Source organism: Promicromonospora noduliphila (genome assembly GCF_056951025.1).
Genome location: NZ_CM167806.1, coordinates 5,999,847 through 6,022,183 on the forward strand (window position 1 = coordinate 5,999,847; position 22,337 = coordinate 6,022,183).

Here is a 22,337-nt window from a genome sequence, read left to right on the forward strand (position 1 = left end):
GTCAGGCCCCCCGCTCGTCGGGCAGGAACCGCGGGATCGGCTGCCCCATGCTGATCCTGCGCATCCACAGCAGGCAGACGACGTACGCGCAGAACAGGACGACGGCCACGACCTGGCCGAGCGGCGAGTCGTACCCGCTGAGGTACCCGGACATCGCGGTGGCGGCCAGCACCACGAGGGTCACGATCGTCACCCAGCGCACCGTCGCGCGGCCGGTCGCCCGTTCGGTCTCGATCTCGCGCCGCGCCTTGGCCTGCGCCGACAGGGACTCGGCGAGCTGCCGCAGGGCGGGCGCCACCGCGCCCGTGCGGTTGTCCGACTCCAGGATCATGGCCGACGCGATCAGGTCCGCCGAGTAGTCGTCCATCTCGTCCGCCCACCGGTACAGCGCCGGCTTGATGGGCTGGCGCGCCTCCAGCCGCGCCACGAGCCGGGCGAGCGCGGGCCGCACGGACGGCGCCGCGCTGTGCAGCGTGGCCGCGATCCCCTGCTCCAGCCCGACGGCGCCGCCGGAGAGCACGCCGATCAGCGACCGCACCCAGGCGGTCAGGTCGGTCAGCTTCTCCACCTCGTTCGACTGCGTGGTGGTGCGGAACAGCGACGGCAGGCCCACGATCAGCACGGGCACGATGAGCACGAGGGACCACCAGCCGGTCACGATCCCGATCACGAGTCCGGCGGCCGCGCCGAAGCCCACCACCTTGCGCTGCGGGTAGAGCGGCCCGCCCTTGGTCAGGCCGAGCAGGCGGAGCAGCCCGTGGAAGGGCGGGGTGGTGCGCGCGGGCTTCGGCGTCGGCTCGTACTTCTGCGCCCCGACGACGACGAACCACACCCCGAGGCCCAGGCCGAGGCCGGTCAGCACCGCGATCAGCGTGGTCATGCGATCCCCCAGAGCCCGTCGCGGTAGTTCAGCAGGCTCGCGTCGAACCCGACGGCCTCCAGGTCGGCCAGGAACGACGGCGTGACGGCGGGCACCGCGCGCCCGTCCGGCCCCGGCTCGAAGACGTCGGTGATCGCCACCGGGTTGCCGGCCTCGCCGCGCGTCACCTCGATCACCTCGGCGACGTAGCGGGTGCGGCGGCCGTCGCCCGCCGCGTCGACCCGGAGGAAGACGATCAGGTCGATCGACTGCGCGACCTGCCGGTACGCGTACGTCTCCGACAGCGTGGAGTCCTGCACCGCCATACCCACCAGGCGTTCGACGACGTCGCGCGCGCCGTCGGCGTGCACCGTCGACAGCGAGCCGTTGCCCATCTGCATCGCCTGGAACATGGACACGATCTCGGGCCCGCGCACCTCGCCCACGATGACGCGGGAGATGTTGTGCCGCAGCGACTCGTACACGTTGACGTTCGTGTTGATCTCGCCCACCCGGCGGCCCGACGTGTTCATCTCGCCCGAGCCCTCGCGCGTGCGCAGCGCCACCACCCGCTTGTGCTTCTCTGGTTCCAGGTGCAGGTAGAGCTCGTAGTCGGTCTCGATGGTGGCGATGGACTCCCAGGAGTCCAGGGCGGCGCACAGCGCCCGGAGCAGGGTGGTCTTCCCGGATCCCTGGCCCTGTCCGGACACGACTATCGACTTGCGCGCCCGGACCGCTGCCGACAGGAACTCGACCAGCACCGTGTCGATCGTGTTGTTCTGCCGCAGCAGCTCCAGGTCCACCGACTGCAGGCGCTGCAGGCGGATCGTCACGCGCGGCCACGGCACCACCCAGCCGACGGCGGCCAGGCGCACCCGCCCGGGCAGGTCCAGGTTGAGGAACGGGTTGGCCCGGGTGAACGACCGCTCGTTCGCGGGGTCACGCGCCGCGAGGAACTGCAGGAAGTCGATCAGCTCGGCGTCGGAGTCCGCGATCGGCTCCGCGTAGGTGCGGCGGCCGTCGCCCATCAGCATGAGCACGGGCGCCGTGCCCGTGATCTCGATGTTCTCCACGTCGGGGGTGTCGATGAGCGGCTGCAGCCGGCCCAGCCGGAACAGCGCGTCGAACAGCGCCCGCGTCACCTCGACCTGGTACTCCGTGGTCCAGTTCCGCTGGCCGCCCGAGAGCAGGGCGTCGTTGTGGTCGCGCACCACCTGCTGGATCAGCTCCTGGCCGAGCGCCTCGCGCTGCTCCTCGTCCAGCTCGCGCGTCGAGAGCGCCGTCGTCAGCCGCGAGGACACCTCGCCGCGCAGGCTGTTCACCTGACGCCAGAACTCGGCGTCCCGCAGCCGGGGGTTGCCGGGCTGGCCGTGGTACTCCCGGCCGGCCCTCGCCACCGCCCCGACCCAGGGCGAGGCGCCGCCCGACGACTGCGCCGTACCGCCGCCCTGCCGCGCGGGCGCCGCCGCACGGGGGTCGGCGGTGCGCGCCGCGCCGTTGCCCTGCTCGATCACGGGTGCGGCCCACGCACTCTGCCCCTGGGCGGGCCGCTGGTCCGCCGCCGGCCCTCCGTTCGGAGCGGGCGCCCGGCGGGGCGGCGCGGCGGCCCGGTCGCCCGCGTCGTCGAAGATGGGCAGGGAAGAGAGGTCGGGAAACTCGGGTGTGCTCACGCGTTGCCCCTCCGGTCGCCCTGCCACGGCCCGCCGGCCTGCGCGCTCCGCGCGGCCGATTGGGCGTCCATGCCCGAGTGCTCGGGCGGGCGGCGCTGGCCGGTTCCCCTGCCCGCCTCGCGCGGGCCGGTGGCGAACCGGGCGCGCCGCTTCTCCGTACGGTCCTGGAGCCGCGAGATCACGGGCGCCGCCGACCGCACGAGCGGCGACGTCGAGTACCGCCGCCCCGCGGGCGACCCCACCGACAGCACCTCGGCGTTCACCGGGTCCCAGGCCAGCGAGCCGACGGTGCCGAGGCCGAGCGTCCGCGCGATCTCGTTGGCGTCGTACGGCCGGCCGGGCCCGATGGTCAGGGCGGTGAGGTTGGTGAGCTCGCGCGCCGCCGCGTCGACCACCGACGTACGGGACTTGACGAGCTCGCGCGTCACCGCGATGTCGGGCAGCCGCGAGCCGGTGGTGATCACCACCTGGTCCGCGAGCCGGACGATCGGCTCGCGGTCCTCGCGCACCACGCCGCCCGTGCCGAGCCGGCCGAGATCGACGAGGACGTCGATGCCGCCGCGCTCCAGCGCGACGAGCTGGTTGGCCAGCGGCCCCCAGAGGTTCGCGACCGCGGGGGCGGTGTGCGGGCTGACGATGCCGGGCAGCAGCTTCTTGTCCGGATCGTTTCGAACGAGCGGAATGGTCTGCTCCCAGAAGGCGGCCTCCAGGTCGCCGTGGGAGTGCGCGATCGCGAGCGGCTGCAGGCCGCGGTCGTGCGGGAGCTGGCCGCGGAAGTACCCGGCCAGGATCGACGACCCGGCGAGGTCTGCCTCGACGAGCAGCACGGGACGGGGCCACTGGAGCGCCAGCACGAGAGCCGCCGTCGTGGTTCCCGGCGAGCCCTTCGCATTGGCCAGGGCAACGAGGGCCATCCGGATCACCCCGCCCCGACGGAGTCGAGCACGATGGCGACGCGGCCGGTCGCGGCGCGGGCCGCGAGACCGGCGGCGTTGGCCGAGGCGACCTCCACGTCGACGATCATCTGGTCGCCGAGGGTCGACAACTCGGAGCTCACCACCGTGGCGGCGATGGCGAACGGCGCCTCGGCGGGCGGCTCGCCGCCGGTCGCCGGCGTCTCGACCACGCGCACGGCGTCGCCGGCGGACAGCGGGCTCATCGGCATCTGGTTCGGTGCGAGCGCGATACCGACGATGGACTGCCCCGCGGCGGGCCGGAGCTCATCCGCCACGCTGGTCGTCGTCAGGAGCTGCCCTTTCTTGAGGTCGGCCGTCGCGACCTTGCCCACCATGTCGCCGAGCTGCTCGGCGGGGACTGGGGCGAGCAGTGTCGGTCCCGTGGGCAGATCGACGGTCCCCAGGTCACCGGACTCGATCACCGAGCCGCGCGGGATGTCGGTGGTGACGGCGAGCACCTGGTACGTCTGGCCGAGCGAGCTCGTCAGGTACACGCTCGCGAGCACGCTCAGGGCCACGAGCGCGAGACCGAGGGCGATGAGAGCGGGCCGACGACGGGCGCGCGTCGGCTTGAGCGGCCCCGGCGGTGCGGGTCTCTGGGGTCTCGTCGCTGACCGGGCCTGCTGTTCCTGGCTCGCGACCTTCGTGCCACTGCTCACCGTGCCGTCTCCTCCGAACCCACCGGCGGAGTCCGCCTCGGGTTCCCCCGCAGCAGGACCCGTCGGGGTTCCCATCCGTGCGCCTGTCTCCACCGTGCTCCTGCCCGTGCTGGTCGAGGGTAGTCCTGCGTGCTGTCACCGCAGGTAATCCTTGTCCACACGGGCGGACCCGGCAGGTTGAACGCTAATCAGCGCCATGGAGCGCCGCTAGGTCAAGCAGACTTCAAACTTGTGGAGATGGCTTGAATATTGAGTGACCATCAAACAGTCGGCCTCTTACACGCCAGGAACCACAACCGTGGTCTTGACTCCGCAGGTCAGCCTATGAGAAAGAGCCTCTCGCACCGCCTGGCCTGCGTAAAGCTCCTCGGGACGGCCTTTACGTTCAGCGTGGCAACCGACCGGTGACAGACCGAGAGGGCCCCGCTGGCGGTGGGACCCTCTCGCGATGAGGCGAACTTCGGACGGCTCCGGGGCGTCACGCACCCCCCAGTGCTCAGCCCGTCGGCCGTCGTCGTCCCTCACCGTCCCGTTCGCCCGGCTGTCCCCCAGACAGACCGCCGGACTGAACGGCTTCCGCCAGCCGTCGCACTGCGCGACTCGCCCGCTGGCGCAAGGCTGCGTGCGAGATGCCCAGCTCGTGGGCAACCCGCCGCTGATAGTTCCCGCGACCCGAGCCCAGCTCGGCGTACTCCGGGAGATCGGGGTCCGGCGCGTACAGCCGGGCCAGGAGTGCTGACTCTTCCCTGGTCAGGGCGCCCTTGTCGAGCCCCCACGCGATGACGTCGAGCACCTCGCCCGTCGTACCGAGCGACATGCTGCCGAGCGAGTAGACGGTGTCCGGCCCGGGGTCGGGCTGGGTCGGGCGCTCGAGGACGGTCAGCGTGTCCGTGTCGGTGGGGATCTCCGCCACCCGCGGACCGCGGCTCGCGCGGCCGCCCCGCGCGTGCGGGGCCCGGTCGCCGGCGACGCGCGTCAGGGTGTGCCCCTGGAGGCGCATGGCCACCCGGCTGCTGCGGTCGAGGTCGTAGTGGGTGATCGCGTCCCACATCGCGGCGGCGGCCTCCTGCTCGAGGTCCTGCACATCCGGGTAGTGCCGGCGCGACCGGCGCACGATGGTGCGTACGGCGGGAAGCATGCACTGCAGGACCGCCCGCCCCGCGGCGAAGCTGCCGCCCGCGTGCTCGACGATGAGTGCGTACAGGACCTCGTCCGCCTCGTCGGGAGCCAGCCGCACCCCTTCACCGGTGCGCAGGCCCGCGAGCGCGGGGAACCGTGCGGCAAAGCGCTCGATCTCGGTGGCGAACGATCGCGTGCGGACCAGGTCGGCCCAGTCGTGGTCAAGCTCTCGCATCAGCGTTCCCGATGCTGGCCCGGGCGTCCGTGCAGGCATGGCGATTCCCCCCTCCGTCCAGGCCTGAGTCCATCCAGGGGGTGTTGCCCGCCACTGTTGCCCGCTTGCTCCGGACAACTGTGACCTACGTCACAGTTGGCCAAAACCCGTGGACGACCGATGTCACACGAACGCTTCACCAGCCATTTGTGCTCAGCAGACGCAAGAGACGGACAACGGGAGAGGCGAGATGAGCAAGGACGAGCTCGACCAGGCGCCCGGCGCCGGACTCGGCAGCACCGACCTCGGCAGCGCGGACCCGCAGGGCACCGACCCCGGATCCGCGGCCTTCGACCACACGTGGTCGCTGCTCCGGGACACGGCAGAGGTGCACGCGGCCAGGAGTGAGGTGGCGCCCGTCGTGCGCGACCTCATCGCGTCCCTCACCGAGGACCCTCTCGGGGAGGAGGACACGACGGTCCGCCTGACCCAGGCGCTCGACAGTCCCCGGGTGCGCAGCGCCCGCGAGGCCCGCGCGCGCATCCGCGCCGACCTGCAGAACGAGGTGCATACCCGATGAGCTCGCTCCTCGTGCGCCGGCGAGGCAAGAAGGACGCCGGCCCGGCCGAGCTGCCCGGCCCGGCGGACGGCGTCGCCCGCGCCGCCGCGCCCCGGACCGGTGGACCCGACCAGCCCGCGACTCCCCCGTCGTCGGGCGGCGGTGGCGACGGCGAGGACCGTCCCCCGCAGGTGGTCGAGTGGTCCAACGGCGCGGCCCTGGCGACCAAGGCTTGGGGCGCCCTGATCGCGCTGGCCCTGCTGGCCGGGCCGGCCGCGCTGGCCTGGACCGTCCTGCGGCCGGAGCCGGCCCCCGTCTCCGCATCGGCCGGCACGGTCGACACGGCGGCGTCGGCGGCCGCTGAGGAGCGCGCCGTCGAGCTGGTGGAGACCTGGCTCCGGGCCGACGGCGACGACCAGCAGCTCATCGCCTCCCTGACCAACGCCCCGGTCGGCTCTCTCCCCCAGGAGGGTCTGACCATCCGCGACTCGTCGGTGGCGCAGGTGGAGGAAGCGGAGAACGACGTGTGGTCGGTGACCGTCGGCGTCGACGTCGCCGAGCCGGCCCCCGGCTCGACGCCCCCGCCGCAGGGCGGGCAGGCCGAGGGCGAGGAGGCAGAGGTCCCGCTCGTCTGGGTGCGCCGCTACTTCCAGGTGCCGGTGCTGGTGGAACGGACGGACACCCGGTGGTCCGGCCCGGACCTGGCGGTGCTCGCCCTCGCGCTCCCCGCGCCCGTCCCGGGTCCGGCGGCAGCGGCCGAGCCGCCCGACCTCGACTACCCCGAGACCATCTCGCCGACGTCGGCGGCGGGCCAGTCGGTCGCCGGGTTCCTCGCGGCCATGGTCGCGGGCGAGGGCGAGATCACGCGCTACCTCCGCCCTGGCACCTCCATCTCCGCGATGACCCCCGCCCCGTACGCGGCGGTGGCCGTCACGGGCATCAAGGGTTCGCACGAGGTCACGGACAGCCCGGCCGACGACGACGGCACGCACGCCCTGATCACCGCAGAGCTCACCCGGCTCGACGGCAACAAGACCACCGCCCAGTACGTCCTCACGCTCGTCGCGCGGGACGGCCGCTGGGAGGTTGCCGGCCTCGAGCCGGCCGTCCGTATCGACACCACGCCATCCGGCACGATCAACTCCGGCACCGCCGGGTAGTAGCGAAGGAGAGAACCATGGGTATCAACGAGATCGTCATGGCCGACGGCTTCCTCGACCTCATCACCGTGAAGTCCGAGGAGGTCAAGACCGCCATCGAGTCCGTGACCTTCGTGGTCGTCATCCTCATGGTCGTCATCACGGCCGTGAAGACCAAGATGTCGATCGCGGCGATCCTGATGTCCGCGATCGTGGGCGGCATCGTCCTGTGGCTCGTGAACGGCGGCATCAACGTCACGTCCGAGCTGGCCAGGGACGAGTTCGACTCCGCGCCGGCGATCGTGAACACGCAGACAGTCCTCTGACGGCCGCTGGGGAGATCCACGGGTCAGAGACATGGGCAGGGCGCTGGGGGCAAGGCACACGGTTGGTCAGGCGGGCGCGTTCGCGCGCCCGGCACGTGGTGAGGAGGGTGTCCGGTGACCGAGACCGCGAAGTTCTACACGAAGGCCCGACGCATCCCCATGCTGGTGGGGAAGCTACCCAGCGGCGGGCGCATCTGGGGCGGCCCGTACACCATCACCCAGGTGGGGGCAGGCGCCATCGTGGCGTTCGCCCTGTGGCGGACCGCTCCGCTGTGGGCACAGCTCGGCGGCTTCATGAACATCGTGGTCGCGGTGGGGATCGTCGCGGGCACCGTCTGGGCCACCGGCAAGCTGCCCACGTCCGGACGCAACCCGATCTCGTTCGTCATGGACGCGATGAACCTCACCTCCAGCCCTGGCCGCCTGGTCGGCGGGCAGCTCAACCTGCCCAAGCCGCGCCTGGTGACGCACCGGGTCATGGTCGTGCTGCCGAGGACCGCCCCGGCGCAGCACCCTGAGCCGGCCGCCGAACCGGCCCACGTCCGGCAGCGCCCGGCGGTGGCGATCCGGCCGGTGCCGACCGAGCTCCTGCCGGAGCTGACCGACCGCGGGCCCGCCGACGCCACCTTCGAGGGCAGACAGCTCGAACCGGAGCCCCTGCCGCGGCCCAGACCGGTCCAGGACAAGCGCTCGCCGGCCGACTGGGCGGCAGCCGCCGCCACGGCCGCCGACCGCAGCAGGAACGCCGGCCTGACCGGCGTCGGACAACTGCTCGCCGGGCAGCCGAAGAACGCCGACCGCACGGCCCCGACCACCCCGCGAGAGGACTGAGCCGCCATGCTGAGCCACATCTCGGCCCTGACCGACGGCCTCATGTGGACCCGCACCGGGACCGTGTGGGCGGTCTGGCGCGTGTCACCGGTGCCGTACGCGTTCCAGCCGGACGACAAGAAGCACGCCGCCCGGCGGCACCACACCGCGCTGTACCGCGCGCTGCGCGGCGAGTCGCTGCACCTCGGCCTGACGGCGGCCACCGACCCGGCGTCGGTGGTGCTCGCGATGATCGAGGGCGTCGACCTGTCCGAGCGCGAGGCGTGGGCCGCCGAGTGCGAGGCCACCCTCGACTTCCTGGAGCAGATCCCGATCGGGCGGCGCGTGCACTGGATCGCCGCGCCCCTGGCCAACCCGGGTGCGAAGGCGTTCCTCGAGCCGCTGCAGGCGAGCTGGACCACGCTCCAGGACACCCTGATGATGCCGCGCTCAGTGCCGGGCAGGCACGCGATCGGCGAACGGGCGGCCCAGGCGGAGGCGCTGCGCAAGGAGATGCCCGCGGCGTTCGACCCGCGGCCCGCGACGGTCGCCGAGATGGCGTGGATCTTCGGGCATGCGATGCAGCGCGGGCTCGGGCTGGACACCGCCGTACCGGTCGACGGGTCGCTGGACGCGGAGATGCACCTGTCCGGACCCTCGGTGCTGCCGGGCGCGCTCGTGGACCCGGCGGGGCAGACGGACGCCGAGAAGCGGCTGACCCCGCTGCAGATCCTGAAGCGGCCCTACGTGAAGGTGCTCGACCCGACCAACCCCCACCTCGCCTCGTACCAGACGACGCTCGTGGTGAGCGACACGCCGTCGGGCGGGATCGTGTACCCGGGCTGCGAGTGGATCGGGCGCGTCGACGAGTCGGGCGTGCCCTGCGACTGGGCGATCCGCATGACGGTGCGCTCGCGCGACGAGGTGACCAACCGCAACCGGCGCGCGGTGCGCACCCTGAACGACCAGTTCGACCAGCGCTCCGAGGAGGAGCGCGCCGGATCGTCCCTTGACACGACGGCGCGCGCGCTCGGCGAGTACCAGGCGGTGATGGACGCCGACGAGCTCGAGGTGGAGGTCGACGCCACCACCATGTTCACGGTCTCCGGCCACACCCCCGAGCAGGCGCTCGACGACGCCCGCGACCTGACCAAGTACTTCGCCGCCATGCAGTTCGCGCTGCGCACCGACCCGACGATCCAGCCGACGCTCTTCGAAGCCACGCTGCCCGGCACGCCGACGCCGCGCGCCGTGCGGGAGTACTCGCAGATCACGACGGCGCGGGCGTTCTCGGCGGCGGTGCCGTTCGCGACGACGGAGCTGGGCGACACCTCCGGCTCGCTGTTCGCCCTGGAGATCTCGAACGGGGCCGCACGGCCGAACCCGGTGTTCGTGAACCTGGCCGGCGCGACCGACAAGCTGGACGTCGCGCTCGCGATGGGCTTCGTGGGCGAGCTGGGCTCCGGCAAGAGCGTCTCGATGAAGACCGTGGCCATGGACAACGTCGACATGGGTGCGACGCTCATGGCGGTGGACCACACCGAGATGGGCGAGTGGGGTATCGCCGTGTCCGAGATCCCCGGCTCGCAGGTCGTGGAGATCTCCGAGAACGCGACCGTGTCCATGGACCCGCTGCGCATCCTGCCGCCCGCGCAGGCCCCGCGCGTGACCCGCTCCTTCATCACCGTGCTGCTGTCGGTGCAGACCAAGTCCGAGCAGAACGTGCTCCTGTCGAAGGTGCTGCAGACCGAGTACATGTGGCGGCACAAGATCACGTCGCTCGGCTCGCTCGCGCGGCACCTCGAGACGGACTGCGAGTACCCGGGCGCCAAGCTGCTCGCGGACGAGATGCGGATCTTCTCCGAGCTCGACTTCGGGCGCGCGCTCTTCGACGACACACTGCCGCCGCTGGACCTGAGCTCGCCGGCGATCGTGCTGCACACGCACAAGATGCAGCTCCCCTCGAAGGCGGACATGGAGCACGGGCACCTGTTCGCAGAGCTCAAGGCCGAGAAGGTGTTCGGCCGTGCCACGTTCGCGCTCATCGCGGCCCTGGCCAGATACCGCTGCTTCGCGGACCGCTCACGGCTCGACATCTTCGCCGCCGACGAGGCGTCCAAGACGATGTCGTCGCCCGAGGCGGCCGAGGAGATCGGCACGTTCATCCGCGACGGCCGTAAGCACAAGGCCGCGCTCCTGCTCGGCAGCCACGACGCAGAGGAGGACTTCGGCAACGAGGTGGTGCGCGGGCTCATCCCGTTCCGCGTGCTGCTGCGCCACCGCGACGCCAACCTCGCCCGCCGCGGCCTGCGCTGGCTGCACGGCCTGCCGACGAACGCGCCCGTGGACGAGGGCCTGGTCAAGCTCGTCACGGAGGGCACGGCACCGGTGACGGACGCCGCCGTCGGCGTGGTCGAGGAGCGCCGTGGGGAGTGCCTCATCCGGGACTTCCAGGCCCGCTACGGCCGGGCGAAGGTCATGGCCCCGCTGGTGGAGAAGCGCGCAGAGACCGTCAAGACCACGCCGACCAGCTCCACCGGTGCGGTGATCGGGGCATGATCGGCCTGGCGCCCCTCCCGGTCGCCGACCCACAGGGTGGGCTGAACCTGGAGGACACCCAGGGCGTGGCCGTCGACCGGTTCACGCTCCAGTGGGACACGGGCTCGCCGTGGAACCCGCTCAACGTCGACTCGGAGATCTTCTCGACGCTGGCCGGCATGTTCTGGGTCTGGTACCGGGACATGGTCGCCGTGCAGATCTGGGTGCTCGACTGGGTGCTCGGCATGGACTGGCTGGGCTACATCCTGGCGCCGCTGGCCGGGCTGAGCATCATCGTGCAGGGCATGATCGCCCAGATCGGCCTGCTCAACCTCACGCTCATCATCCTGGCGTTCGTCGTGGGCTACTGGCTGCTCAAGGGCCGGTACTCGGGCGGCTTCATGGAGCTCCTCATCGGCTGCCTCATCGCGGCCCTCGCCACCACGTTCCTCGCCAACCCGATGGCGACGATCGGCGGCGAGCAGGGCGTGATCATGCAGTCGCGGAACGCCGGCATGGACATCGCCACCGGCTTCGCGACCGAGGGCGCGTCGTTCCAGCGGGACTCCACGGTGATCCGCGACGGCCTCAAGGGCCAGCTCGTGGACACCCTGCTCCGTGCGCCGCACCAGATCATCAACTACGGCACGGTCATCGACGGCACGGGCTGCGAGGACACGTACACCGAGAACGTGGGACGCGAGGACGCCGTCGACGCCATCGGCGGATGCGACGAGGCGTACCGAGAGGCGGCCTCGAACGTGGACGCCGGCACGGTCGTCTCGACGCTCAGCCTGCTCACCACCGGGTTCGTGTTCCTGCTGCTGTCCGTGGTGATCGTCGGCGGCACCATCTTCGCGGTGCTGCTGCTCGGCTGGTCGGCGATCAAGCTGCTGTGGCAGCTCCCCGTCGGCGTCGTCTCCAGCGGCACCAGGGCCCAGCTCTTCCGCACGTTCGCGAGCGTCGCGTTCGGTGCCGTGCTCGTCGCGATGGCCACGATGTTCCTGGTCGCGTGGATGCGGATGCTGCTCGGCTTCTACGACGCCACGAGCGGCCTGCCGTTCCTCGTGCGGCTGTACCTGTTCAACACGCTGGTCGTGGCGGGCGCCGTCTTCTACGTGCTCATGGGGGCCAGCGTGCGCCAGGCCCTGCGCGGCCTCGCGGACCGGCTCGCGGCGGCCGGCGTGCCGTCCCAGATCGGTGAGCCGGCGGCGATGCCGTGGGATGGCACGGCCAAGTGGCGCGACCGGTACAACAAGGCACGGGAGTGGGCGGGCGTCGGGCTGGGCCCGGCCCCCGTGCAGCGGCACGACACGGCGGTCGAGCTCGACGGCGACGACGCCCCTGCGGCGGGCCCGTCGACCATGGACGGCACGCCGGGCGGTAGCTCGGCCGCCGCCGGCCGCACGCCGACCGACGACAACCGCACCGTCCCGATCCCCGTCGACGGCTCCGGCTACGCCGACGGGCCGGACGGCGGACCCGGCACCGGGAACGGCGTGCCGGGCAGCGGCAGCGGCGGCAACGCCTGGACCACCGCCGCCCGCACCGTCCAGGGCGAGTCGTCCGGCGGCGGGCCTGGTGGTGGGCCCGGCGGCGATGCCGTGCCGGACGGCGCCAACGTGGGCGAGAAGGCGTCCAACGAGCCCAGCCCGCACCTGCCGCCGACGGCCGGCGAGCGGCTCACCGACCGGCTGGGCAGCGCGGGCCGGGCGGGCACGTCGATCGCGCTCCAGGCGGGCGCCATGGTCGCGAGCAGCGGCACGTCGGCCGCGGCGGCCGGCGCCTCCAAGGCGCTCGCCATGGCACGCAGGGCCGGGCAGGCGAAGCAGGTGCTCGGCGCCGTCCGCGGCCTGGGTCGCCGGGGTGAGCGGTCGCAGAGCGCGGCCCGGCTGGCCCAGTCGCTCAACGCCGCACGTCAGGGTGCGGCCTCGTCGGGCGCCGCACCGCAGCCGTCCGCCATCGTGCACAACCCGGGACGTCGTCAGATGCGAGAGCTGGGCCGCTGATGAAACGCACAGTCGTCGTGGCGATCACGGTGGTCGCCCTCGCGATCGGGACCTGGATCGGCTGGCCGCGCGAGGGCGGCCCCACCTCCGGTGAGCCGACGGCGGAGGCGAGCCCCGGCGCCGTCGCGCCGGAGAACCGCGACGACTTCGGTGATCCGGCGGGAACGCCGGACGAGGCCACCGACTCCGCCGCCGCGACAGAGGAGGTCGACGAGCGGCCGGAGGCCGGCGAGCCGGCGGTCGAGGTGACGGCCGAGCCCGAGTTCGACGAGACAGCCCCCACCGAGCCCGTCGAGGCGACGTGGGACGACGCGGTGCGCAAGGCCGCGCGCGACGCGGCCCGCGCCACCATGGTCGCGTTCGCCGCGACGGACAAGGCGGAGGACGCCTGGTGGGCGGGCCTCAAGCCGCTGCTGACCCCCCAGGCGCAGCCCGTCTACCAGGACGTGGACCCGCGGCTCGTGCCGGTCACCGAGGTGACCGGCGAACCGCGGGTCACCGACGAGACCTCCACGCTGCTCGCGGAGGTGGCGGTGCCGACGGACATCGGCCGCTACACCGTGCTCCTCACCCGGGCCGACGGCGCCGCACCCTGGCTGGCCGAGCAGATCAGGCCGCCGGAGGGGTCGTGAGCGGGCGGGACGCCGTCGGTCTCGCGACGCGCGCCGTGTCGCAGGCGGTCGGCTCCCGAGGCACCCGCCGCGGCACCGGCAGGCGGAAGGACGACGCGACCAGGCGTGCCGTGCTCGTGCTGGCGGTGCTGGCCGCCGCGGTGCTGGCGGTGCCTGCGGCGGTGGTCGCGATGGTCGTGCTGGTCGGCGGCGCCGTGAGCGAGAGCCAGTCCCAGAACGACTGCGGCCTGTCGGCGTCGGTGGTGCCTGCGGGCGACCAGGCCGCGGCCGCCGGCGGCTTCACGGGCGAGCAGCTCCAGAACGCGTCGGTGATCCTGCAGGTGGGCCAGGAGCGCGGCGTCCCGGCGCGGGCGCAGGCCATCGCGGTGATGACCGCCCTCGGCGAGTCGGGGCTGCGCAACCTCACCTACGGCGACGACCGGTTCGGGGTGCGCAACCCCGACGGCACGCTGACCTCCTCGATCGGCATGTTCCAGGAACAGAAGTGGTACGGCACGGTCGCCGAACGGCTGGACCCCGTGCAGTCGTCGGGCAGGTTCTACGACCGGCTGCTCGCCGTCACCGGCTGGGAGACCCTCGAACCGACCATCGCGGCGCACAAGGCGCAGCGGAACGCCGACCCCTACCACTACGAGCAGTACTGGGACCAGGCGCTCCGGGTGATCCAGCTCGTCAGCGGCGCCGATGCGGAGGACCTCGCGGAGCTGTCCCGGTCCATCCAGGGCGCCGCGGCCGGCGCGCCCTGCCTGACGGGCGCCATCGGACGGGCCGCCGTCAGCATCGGCGGGTGGGCGAACCCGGCGGTCGGGTCGAAGGCGTCCGGGTTCGGGCCGCGCAACACCGGCATCGCGGGGGCCTCGACCTTCCACCTCGGACAGGACATCGCGGCGGCGTGCGGCACCCAGGTGTTCGCGGCCGCCGCCGGGCGCGTGGTGATCTCCGGGGGCACCGGCTGGGGCACGGGCAACACCATCCGGATCGAGCACGGCCTCGGCCTCGACACGACGTACGGGCACCTGCTCACCGGCACCAACTTGGTGCGCGTCGGCGACGTGGTCCAGGCAGGGCAGCAGATCGCGTCGATGGGCGGCGACTCGCGCATCGACCCGGCGGGCGCCGGCACGTCGTCGGGCTGCCACCTGCACTACGAGGTGCGGATGAACGGGCAGGCCGTGGACCCGGAGCCGTTCATGGCCCAGCAGGGCGTGACGCTCGGCGTCGCCACACCGGTGACCGAACCGGTCGCCCCCGCGGACGCGCCGTCCGACGACGGCGCGGGACCGGCGGACGCGGCAGGGAGCTGACCCGCGCAACTCCGCCAGGAGTCGGTCCTGCTCCGGACCGATGATTTCTGCTGGCGGCAGACGTCGACAAAAACAGGTCGCGATCCTCGCCGGGAATACCCGACGATGGTCCGGCGTCGTTAGACGTAGGTCGTGTGCAATGTCGCCCTCGATCTCGGCCCGCGCACCGTACCGAGAGAGGGCAATCCCGTGAGTACCGACATCCTTGACACTTCCGATCAGCTCGACGACCGAACACGCGTCGACCCGCCGTCGGACGGCGCACCGAGCGCCGCTCCGGTCGAGGAGCACTCCGACAAGCTGGCGCCGGGTCACTTCCGCGTGATCGCCCTACTCATGGCGAGCGCGTTCACCGTGATCCTCAACGAGACCACCATGGGTGTGGCGCTGCCGCTGATCATGGACGACCTCGGCATCACGGCGACCGTCGGCCAGTGGCTGACGACGGCGTTCCTGCTCACCATGGCGGTGGTGATCCCGGCGACGGGCTTCCTCATCAACCGGCTGGGCACACGCTGGGCGTACCTGGCCGCGATGGCGCTGTTCAGCGCGGGCACCCTGATCGCACTGCTGTCCCCGTCGTTCGCGTTCCTCGTCACGGGGCGCGTGGTGCAGGCGACCGGCACCGCGATCATGATGCCGCTGCTCATGACGACGATCATGACGATCGTGCCGCCGCACCTGCGCGGCCGGATCATGGGCAACATCACCCTGGTCATCGCGCTCGCGCCGGCCATGGGGCCGACCGTGTCCGGCATCATCGCCGACGCGCTGGGCTGGCGGTACGTGTTCGGCATCGTCCTCCCCATCGCCCTCGCGGCGCTCGTCGCGGGGCTGCTGTGGATCAGGGACGTGTCCGAGAAGGACCACCACCCGCTCGACCCGCTGTCGCTGCTGCTCGCGCTCGTCGCCTTCGGCGGCGTGGTGTGGGGCCTGTCGGAGCTGGGCGAGTCCGCGCGCGGCGCGTCGACCGTCAACCCGTGGCTGCCGCTGGGCATCGGCGTGCTGATCCTCGGGGTGTTCGTGTGGCGCCAGCTCGCGCGGCAGCGCACCGACTCCGCCCTGCTCGACCTGCGCACGTTCGGCTCCCGGAACTTCGCGCTGTCGATCGGGATCATGGCGATCGCGATGCTGTCCATGCTCGGCACCATGGTGATGCTCCCCCTGGTGCTGCAGGACGCCCTCGGCTACACCCCCACCCAGTCCGGCCTGGTCATCCTGCCGGGTGGGCTCGCGATGGGTCTCTCCGGCCCGATCGTCGGCCGGCTGTACGACCGGTACGGCCCGCGACCGATCATGGTCCCCGGCCTGATCGCGGTGGTCCTCGGCACCGGCGCACTGGCGTTCATCAACCCGGCGATGCCCTGGTACGTGGTCGTCATCGCCCAGCTCCTGCTGATGCTCGGCCTGAGCTGCACGTTCACCCCGCTGTTCAGCGCGGCGATGGGCGAGCTCGAGCCGCACCTGTTCTCGCACGGCTCCGCCACGATCAACACGGTGCAGCAGGTGGCCGGCGCCGCCGGCACGGCGCTGTTCGTCGCGCTGCTCACTCTCCGCTCCACGTCGCTGACCGACGCCGGTGCGGGGACCGCCGACGCGCTGACCGGCGGGGCCAGCCTCGCCTTCACGGTGGGGGCAGGCGTGCTGGTCGTCGCGGTGGGCCTCGCCCTGCTGATCAGGCGGCCGGCGTCCGACGGCGCGGGCCACGGCGGTCACTGACCTCCCGGAGTTCCTTGCCCCGCGGGGGTGGGTTGCGCCGAGTAGACATGATCTACTCTGCGCAACCCACCCCCGCGGGGCTTTTCCGATAGCGCGCTCGGACCGGCTCCGCGACGGCGGCCGGCCAGCCACGGCGCGATTCCCAAGCCCGCCCCGTGCCCGCGACCTGACGCTCACGGTCCGGTGCCGGTGATGGCTAGGCATGTCGGCTTGACGTTCCGTAGACTCCAGCCATGGCCGAGGTACGGGTCTTCGCTGGTACCGGGGGTCAGCGCTTCGCTCAGGAGATGTGCGCTGATCTCGACGTCCCGTTGAGCCCGATCAAGATCCAGCGCTTCGCCAACGACTGCCTGCAGGTCCAGCTCCTGGAGAACTGCCGCGAGCGCGACGTCTACCTCGTGCAGTCCGTGGTGCGCCCGGCGCAGGAGAGCCTGATGGAGCTCCTGCTCATGATCGACGCCGCCAAGGGCGCATCGGCCCGCCGGATCACCGCCGTCATGCCGCACTTCGCGTACGCGCGCTCGGACAAGAAGGACGCGCCGCGCATCTCGGTCGGCGGGCGCCTCGTCGCGGACCTGCTGGAGACGGCCGGCGTGAACCGCATCCTCACGATGACGCTGCACGCACCGCAGGTGCACGCGTTCTTCCGGGTGCCGACCGACCAGCTCAACGCGCTGCGTGAGCTCGCGGCGCACTTCCTGCCCAGCGACCTCGCCAAGGCCACGGTGGTCTCCCCCGACCTCGGCAACGCGAAGAGCGCGTCGGCGTTCGCGAAGATGCTCGGGATTCCCGTCGCCGCGGCCGCGAAGGAGCGCTTCGACGGCGACCGGGTCGAGATCACGTCCCTCATCGGCGACGTCACCGGCCGCGACATCATCGTGCTCGACGACGAGATCGCCAACGGGTCGACGATCATGGCCATCCTCGACCTGCTCCGGGAGCACGGGGCGCGCAGCGTCCGGATCGCGTGCACGCACGGCATCTTCGCCAACGACGCCGCGCACCGGATCGCCGCCGACCCCGACGTGGTCGAGATCGTCACCACCAACACGGTGCCCTCGACCGGGCTCCTCGCGCACGACAAGCTGACCGTGATCAGCGTCGCCCCGGCCTTCGCCGAAGCGGTACGCCGCATCCACAGCGGCGAGTCGGTGAGCGCCCTGTTCGACCCGACCCACGTCTAGGACGCGGCCCGCCCAGGGCCTCGGCGGCCCGGGCCTACCGCTCGGCCCACCACTTCTTGAGCTCCTCCGTCGCCACGTCCTCGCCCAGCGGCCCCCGCTCCATGCGCAGGCCCAGCAGGTACTTGTACGCCTGGCCGACCTCGCGCGACGGCGGGATCCCGAGGATCGCCATGATCTGCGTGCCGTCGAGGTCCGGCCGGATCGCGTCGATCTCCTCCTGCTCGCGCAGCGCGGCGATCCGGTTCTCCAGGTCGGTGTACGCGTCGGACAGGCGCTTGGCCTTCCGCTTGTTGCGCGTGGTCGAGTCGGCACGGGTAAGCCGGTGCAGCCGCTCGAGCAGCGGGCCGGCGTCGGTCACGTAGCGGCGGACGGCGGAGTCCGTCCACACGCCGTCGCCGTACCCGTGGAACCGCAGGTGCAGCTCCACGAGCCGCGACACGTCCTTGACCACCTGCTTCTCGAACTTGAGCGCCTTGAGCCGCCTGGCGGCGAGCTTGGCGCCGACCACCTCGTGATGGTGAAAGCTGACGCCGCCGCCGGGCTCGAAGCGGCGCGTGTCGGGCTTGCCGATGTCGTGCAGCAGCGACGCGAGGCGCAGCACCAGGTCGGGCGCAGGCACCGCGCCGTCCGGCCCGGTCTCCTGGGCGATGGCCTGGTCCAGCACGGTGAGCGAGTGCTGGTAGACGTCCTTGTGCCGGTGGTGCTCGTCGATCTCGAGCTGGAGGGCGGGCAGCTCGGGCAGCACGTGGTCGGCGAGGCCGGTGTCGACGAGCACCTCGAGACCCGCGCGCGGGTCGGCGCTGAGGATCAGCTTGGTGAGCTCCGCCTGCACCCGCTCCGCCGACACGATCTCGATCCGCCCGGCCATCGCGACCACTGCGGCGAGCGTTCCCGGTTCCACGTGAAACGAGAGCTGCGCGGCGAACCGCGCCGCGCGCATCATGCGTAGCGGGTCGTCGTCGAACGAGCGCTCGGGCGCGATCGGGGTGCGCAGCACACCGGCGGCGAGATCGCCCAGCCCGCCGAACGGGTCGACGAACGCCAGGTCCGGCACGCGCACCGCCATCGCGTTCACGGTGAAGTCGCGCCGGGACAGGTCGCCGTCGAGCGTGTCCCCGAACTCGACGAGCGGCTTGCGCGACGCCGGGTCGTACTTGTCCGTGCGGTACGTCGTCACCTCGACGACGACGTCGCCCCTGCGCGCCCCGATGGTGCCGAACTCCTTGCCGATGTCCCAGTGGGCGTCGCCCCAGCGCGCCAGGATCTTCTGCGTCTGGTCCGGCGAGGCCGACGTCGCGAAGTCGAGGTCGTTGCTCGTGCGGCCGAGGAACGCGTCCCGAACCGGGCCGCCGACGAGCGCGAGCTCGTGCCCGGCGGCACGAAACTGCTCGCCCAGCTCGAGCGCCGCGGGCGCCATCTCGGTCAGCACACCGAGCGCGCGCCGCAACAGATCCTGTTCAGGGGTAGACACAGCCCAAGATTCTTACATGATGGCAACATGCTGACACCCACCGACTAACGCCCGCCCGCTGCGGTGTCGACCGGAAGCCCAGCCGGCCGCCACGCGGCACACAGGCCATTCTCGCGAGCCGAACGAACCGAGTGTCCGAAACCGCCCGCACCCCCTCGCCTGACCGGAGCAACGGTGCTCAGTCGGTAGTGTTGGGGCATGTCCACACCTGTTCCGGCGAGCGACCGACCTGACGGTCGCCCGGACGTGCCCACGCCACCCGGCGGGGCACCGTTACGGGTGAACCCGGCACGGCGCGCCGCCGCGATGACGGCGCCCGCGCATCTGCCGATCGTGGACGAGACCTCGGCGGGCGGGCTGGTGCTGCGGGCGGGGCCCGGGCGCTCCGGGGACTTCAGCGCGGCGGTGCTGCTGCGCCGCAACCGGACGGGCCGCCTGGAGTGGTGCCTGCCGAAGGGTCACCTCGAAGGCCGCGAGACCCCGCAGGAGGCGGCGATCCGCGAGATCCGCGAGGAGACCGGGATCCGCGGCTCCATCCAGGCGGAGCTCGGCGTGATCGACTACTGGTTCACCGGTGAGGACCGGCGGGTGCACAAGGTGGTGCACCATTACCTCTTGCGCGCGGAGGGCGGTCACCTGACCGTGGAGAACGATCCGGACGGCGAGGCCGAGGACGTTCTCTGGGTCAGGATGGACGAGCTCGCCGAGCGCCTGTCGTACCCGAACGAGCAGCGACTGGCCGTGGCCGCCCTGGATCTCCTCGAGTCGTCGAGGAACCTCCGGGACGCGTTGCGCGCCGACGCCTTCCCCACGGAGCGCCCAGACCTGCCATGACGCAGCACCCCGACCTCTCCCGCAGTTCCGCCCGCCGCCGGGCGGCCCGCCGCACCGGCAAGCTCAGCGCCGTGCTCCTGGCGGGCGCGGTGCTCGTCGGGTCAGCCATGGTCCCTGCGGCGGCCGCCAGTTCGGTCGCCGCGGCGGGCGTCGCCATCACCTTGTCACCCGCGAGCAGGGCCACGACCGAGCCCATCCCCGTCGCGGCCTCCCCGGCGGGCCGGCTGGACGTCGACGTCGTCGACGTCTCGCACCCGGTGGCCAGGCCCGGCGACGAGGTGACGATCCGGGCGCGGGTCACCAACACGACCGACGCCCCGATCGCCGGCGCCCTGGCCGAGCTGACCGTGGACTGGGCGGCGCTCACCTCGCGCGCGGAGATCGCCAAGTGGTCCACGGCGGACCTGCTCGACCAGGTCTACGGCGCGCCCACGCAGCAGCCGGTCCCGGACCTGGCGCCGGGCGCGTCCGCGAACGTCTCGTTCACCTACGACCCGGGCGCCCAGACGCTGCAGGGCTTCGGCGCGCGCCGGCTCGCCGTCGTCGTCGGCGACACCACGGGCCGCCTCGGCGTGGCCCGCTCCTTTCTCATGTACGACGCCGACGGCCTCGAGCGCGAGCCCATGCGGGTCAGCATCCTGGCGGCCGTGACGAGCCCGGCCACCGACCCGGCCGACCCGAGCACCGCCGACATCGAGCTGGCGCAGCGCACCGCCGCCGGCCAGCGGCTCGACGGCGTGCTGCAGGTGGCCGAGCACACCAACCTGTCGCTCGCGATCGACCCCGACGTCATGGGCGTCGCCTCGACCTCGAAGGACCCCGCCCTCACGGAGTGGTACGAGCGCATGCTCGCTGCCGCTGCCGACACCGCCACCTATACGCTCCCCGACCACGACCCGGATCTCGCCGCGCTCGCGCACGCCAACGTGCGGACCACCGGCTCGCGGAGCTTTCTGCACGCCCCCCGGACGGCCGACTGGGAGGTCCCGGCCGGCTGGAGCACCAACCTGGCCTGGCCCGCCGACGGCATAGTGCCCGACATCGAGACCCTCGACCTCGCGGTCTCCGCCGACCGGCGGAACGTCGTGGTCAGCGGCGGCGGGCTCGCGCACGAAGGGCAGGGCACCGTGACGGGCCGGGCGGACGTCGCGACGCCGTCGGGCACCGCGCGCGCGGTCATCACCGACACGATCCTCACGCAGGCCTTCCTCGCCGCGACCGACCTGTCGGGCGCCGAGACCGCCGCGTCCACCGAGAGCTCCGCCGACGCGCCGTCCGTCACGACGACCTCCACCACGGCGGAGGGCACGCAGCGCCTCCTCGCCGAGACGGCCGCCGTCGTGAGCCAGTCCCCGTCCGACCCGCCGTCCCTGTCGATCGTGGCGCCGCGCACCTGGACGCCCGACGCCGAGGCCGCCACCACGATCCTGAACGCGCTCGACGACTCGGGCTGGGTCACCACCACCACCCTGAACACGCTCCTCCTGCAGGAGGCCCAGGACGTGCCCCGCACGCCCCTGCCGGAGCACCGCGCGTCCAGGGCCGAGCTCGGTGCCACCGAGGTGGCCGAGCTGGAGCGCGCGCGCGATGCCGTCGTCACGTTCTCGTCGGTCGCCGAGCAGGGCTCGTTCAAGATCTGGCGGCCGGGCGTCGCCCGCCTCGCCGCCCCGCTCGCCGTCGCGCAGCGCAGCGATCCAGGGCTCCGGGACCTGTTCGTGCGGCAGGCCCTGCGCTCGGCGGCCAAGCTCACGCAGGAGTCCGTGACCGTGGTCCCGCGCGAGGACATCAACTTCATCACCGACGCCGGCGACATCCCGGTGCGCGTACGCAACGGGCTCGACGTCGACGCGACGGTCACCGTGGTGCTGCGCCCCGACCACCCGCGCCTCACCGTCGACGCCCGCAGCACGGAGACCATCCCGGCGGGCCAGGAGATGGACGTGCGGGTGCCGGTGCGCGCCATCGGCTCGGGCGACGTCGAGGTGACCGCGCAGGTCCTCACGCCGACCGGCGCCAAGATCAGCGACGACTCCTCCTTCCAGGTCCGGGTGCGCGCCGGGTGGGAGGAGGTCGGTACCTGGATCGCCGCCGGCCTCGTCGCCCTGCTGTTCCTGTCCGGGATCTGGCGCACGGTGCGCCGCGGGCGTTCCCCGTACCGTGCCACCAGCAAGGACGTCGAGGAGGCCACCGGGACGGCGGCCGAGGCGCCGGAATCCGCTCCGGTGCCGTCCGCGGACTCGATGGCCGTCCGAGCGGAGTAGTGTTTCGGCCGCCGCACGCGTTGGCCGAACCGCGCCGGGCGAGGCCCAGACCACGGGAGTAGTCGCTTGACCCA

General features: G+C 72.4%; 18 protein-coding genes. 12 read left to right on the forward strand and 6 right to left on the reverse strand.

Annotated features, from left to right (window positions below):
* Nucleotide 1 precedes the first annotated feature (1 nt).
* The 5 genes from AC0QU1_RS26270 to AC0QU1_RS26290 all read right to left on the reverse strand — a co-directional run bounded on the left by AC0QU1_RS26270 (nt 2) and on the right by AC0QU1_RS26290 (nt 5,498).
* Nucleotides 2-880, reverse strand: coding sequence for a type II secretion system F family protein (locus tag AC0QU1_RS26270; RefSeq protein WP_483573588.1), 879 nt, complete (start codon nt 878-880; stop codon nt 2-4).
* Nucleotides 877-2,529 (reverse strand): TadA family conjugal transfer-associated ATPase, encoded by a 1,653-nt coding sequence (locus AC0QU1_RS26275; RefSeq protein WP_483573589.1) that lies wholly within the window; start codon nt 2,527-2,529, stop codon nt 877-879. The genes AC0QU1_RS26270 and AC0QU1_RS26275 overlap by 4 nt, the downstream gene beginning before the upstream one ends.
* The gene (locus tag AC0QU1_RS26280) at nt 2,526-3,443 is read right to left on the reverse strand and encodes a CpaE/TadZ family protein (protein ID WP_483573590.1); all 918 of its coding nucleotides are present in this window, start codon (nt 3,441-3,443) and stop codon (nt 2,526-2,528) included. Before AC0QU1_RS26280 ends, AC0QU1_RS26275 begins: the two co-directional genes overlap by 4 nt.
* A 5-nt stretch (nt 3,444-3,448) precedes the next feature.
* Nucleotides 3,449-4,144: an SAF domain-containing protein gene (locus AC0QU1_RS26285; RefSeq protein ID WP_483573591.1), complete on the reverse strand. Its 696-nt coding sequence runs from the start codon at nt 4,142-4,144 to the stop codon at nt 3,449-3,451.
* A gap of 496 nt (nt 4,145-4,640) precedes the next feature.
* A complete protein-coding gene (locus tag AC0QU1_RS26290) occupies nt 4,641-5,498 on the reverse strand; it encodes a sigma-70 family RNA polymerase sigma factor (RefSeq protein WP_483573592.1) in 858 nt (285 codons plus the stop codon).
* Nucleotides 5,499-5,727: 229 nt separating this feature from the next.
* Here AC0QU1_RS26290 and AC0QU1_RS26295 point away from each other — a divergent pair, with 229 nt between their 5' ends.
* The 10 genes from AC0QU1_RS26295 (at nt 5,728) to AC0QU1_RS26340 (ending at nt 17,697) form a co-directional block, all read left to right on the forward strand.
* Nucleotides 5,728-6,057 (forward strand): hypothetical protein, encoded by a 330-nt coding sequence (locus tag AC0QU1_RS26295; protein WP_483573593.1) that lies wholly within the window; start codon nt 5,728-5,730, stop codon nt 6,055-6,057.
* Nucleotides 6,054-7,196 carry a hypothetical protein gene (locus tag AC0QU1_RS26300; protein ID WP_483573594.1) on the forward strand — a complete coding sequence of 381 codons (1,143 nt, stop codon included), beginning with the start codon at nt 6,054-6,056 and terminating at the stop codon, nt 7,194-7,196. Before AC0QU1_RS26295 ends, AC0QU1_RS26300 begins: the two co-directional genes overlap by 4 nt.
* Before the next feature lie 17 nt (nt 7,197-7,213).
* The gene (locus AC0QU1_RS26305) at nt 7,214-7,501 is read left to right on the forward strand and encodes a hypothetical protein (RefSeq protein ID WP_483616349.1); all 288 of its coding nucleotides are present in this window, start codon (nt 7,214-7,216) and stop codon (nt 7,499-7,501) included.
* A 114-nt stretch (nt 7,502-7,615) separates the two neighbouring features.
* Complete coding sequence (locus tag AC0QU1_RS26310; protein ID WP_483573596.1) at nt 7,616-8,332, forward strand: hypothetical protein; 717 nt, start codon at nt 7,616-7,618, stop codon at nt 8,330-8,332.
* Nucleotides 8,333-8,338: 6 nt separating this feature from the next.
* Complete coding sequence (locus AC0QU1_RS26315) at nt 8,339-10,870, forward strand: ATP-binding protein (protein ID WP_483573597.1); 2,532 nt, start codon at nt 8,339-8,341, stop codon at nt 10,868-10,870.
* A complete protein-coding gene (locus tag AC0QU1_RS26320) occupies nt 10,867-12,858 on the forward strand; it encodes a hypothetical protein (RefSeq protein WP_483573598.1) in 1,992 nt (663 codons plus the stop codon). The genes AC0QU1_RS26315 and AC0QU1_RS26320 overlap by 4 nt, the downstream gene beginning before the upstream one ends.
* Entirely contained in the window at nt 12,858-13,490 is a 633-nt protein-coding gene (locus AC0QU1_RS26325; RefSeq protein WP_483573599.1) for a hypothetical protein, read from the forward strand. Before AC0QU1_RS26320 ends, AC0QU1_RS26325 begins: the two co-directional genes overlap by 1 nt.
* Nucleotides 13,487-14,794, forward strand: a complete 1,308-nt coding sequence (locus tag AC0QU1_RS26330; protein WP_483573600.1) for a M23 family metallopeptidase — start codon at nt 13,487-13,489, stop codon at nt 14,792-14,794. Before AC0QU1_RS26325 ends, AC0QU1_RS26330 begins: the two co-directional genes overlap by 4 nt.
* Before the next feature lie 189 nt (nt 14,795-14,983).
* The gene (locus AC0QU1_RS26335) at nt 14,984-16,513 is read left to right on the forward strand and encodes an MDR family MFS transporter (RefSeq protein WP_483573601.1); all 1,530 of its coding nucleotides are present in this window, start codon (nt 14,984-14,986) and stop codon (nt 16,511-16,513) included.
* 233 nt (nt 16,514-16,746) lie between these two features.
* A complete protein-coding gene (locus AC0QU1_RS26340; RefSeq protein WP_483573602.1) occupies nt 16,747-17,697 on the forward strand; it encodes a ribose-phosphate diphosphokinase in 951 nt (316 codons plus the stop codon).
* Nucleotides 17,698-17,731: 34 nt separating this feature from the next.
* On the opposite strand, the gene AC0QU1_RS26345 is transcribed toward AC0QU1_RS26340, so the two are convergent.
* A complete protein-coding gene (locus AC0QU1_RS26345) occupies nt 17,732-19,168 on the reverse strand; it encodes a CCA tRNA nucleotidyltransferase (protein ID WP_483573603.1) in 1,437 nt (478 codons plus the stop codon).
* 198 nt (nt 19,169-19,366) lie between these two features.
* Between AC0QU1_RS26345 and AC0QU1_RS26350 the strand changes: the two genes are divergently transcribed.
* Together AC0QU1_RS26350 and AC0QU1_RS26355 are read left to right on the forward strand one after the other, a co-directional pair.
* The gene (locus AC0QU1_RS26350; RefSeq protein ID WP_483573604.1) at nt 19,367-20,002 is read left to right on the forward strand and encodes an NUDIX hydrolase; all 636 of its coding nucleotides are present in this window, start codon (nt 19,367-19,369) and stop codon (nt 20,000-20,002) included.
* Nucleotides 19,999-22,263, forward strand: coding sequence for a DUF6049 family protein (locus AC0QU1_RS26355; protein ID WP_483573605.1), 2,265 nt, complete (start codon nt 19,999-20,001; stop codon nt 22,261-22,263). The genes AC0QU1_RS26350 and AC0QU1_RS26355 overlap by 4 nt, the downstream gene beginning before the upstream one ends.
* Nucleotides 22,264-22,337 lie beyond the last annotated feature (74 nt).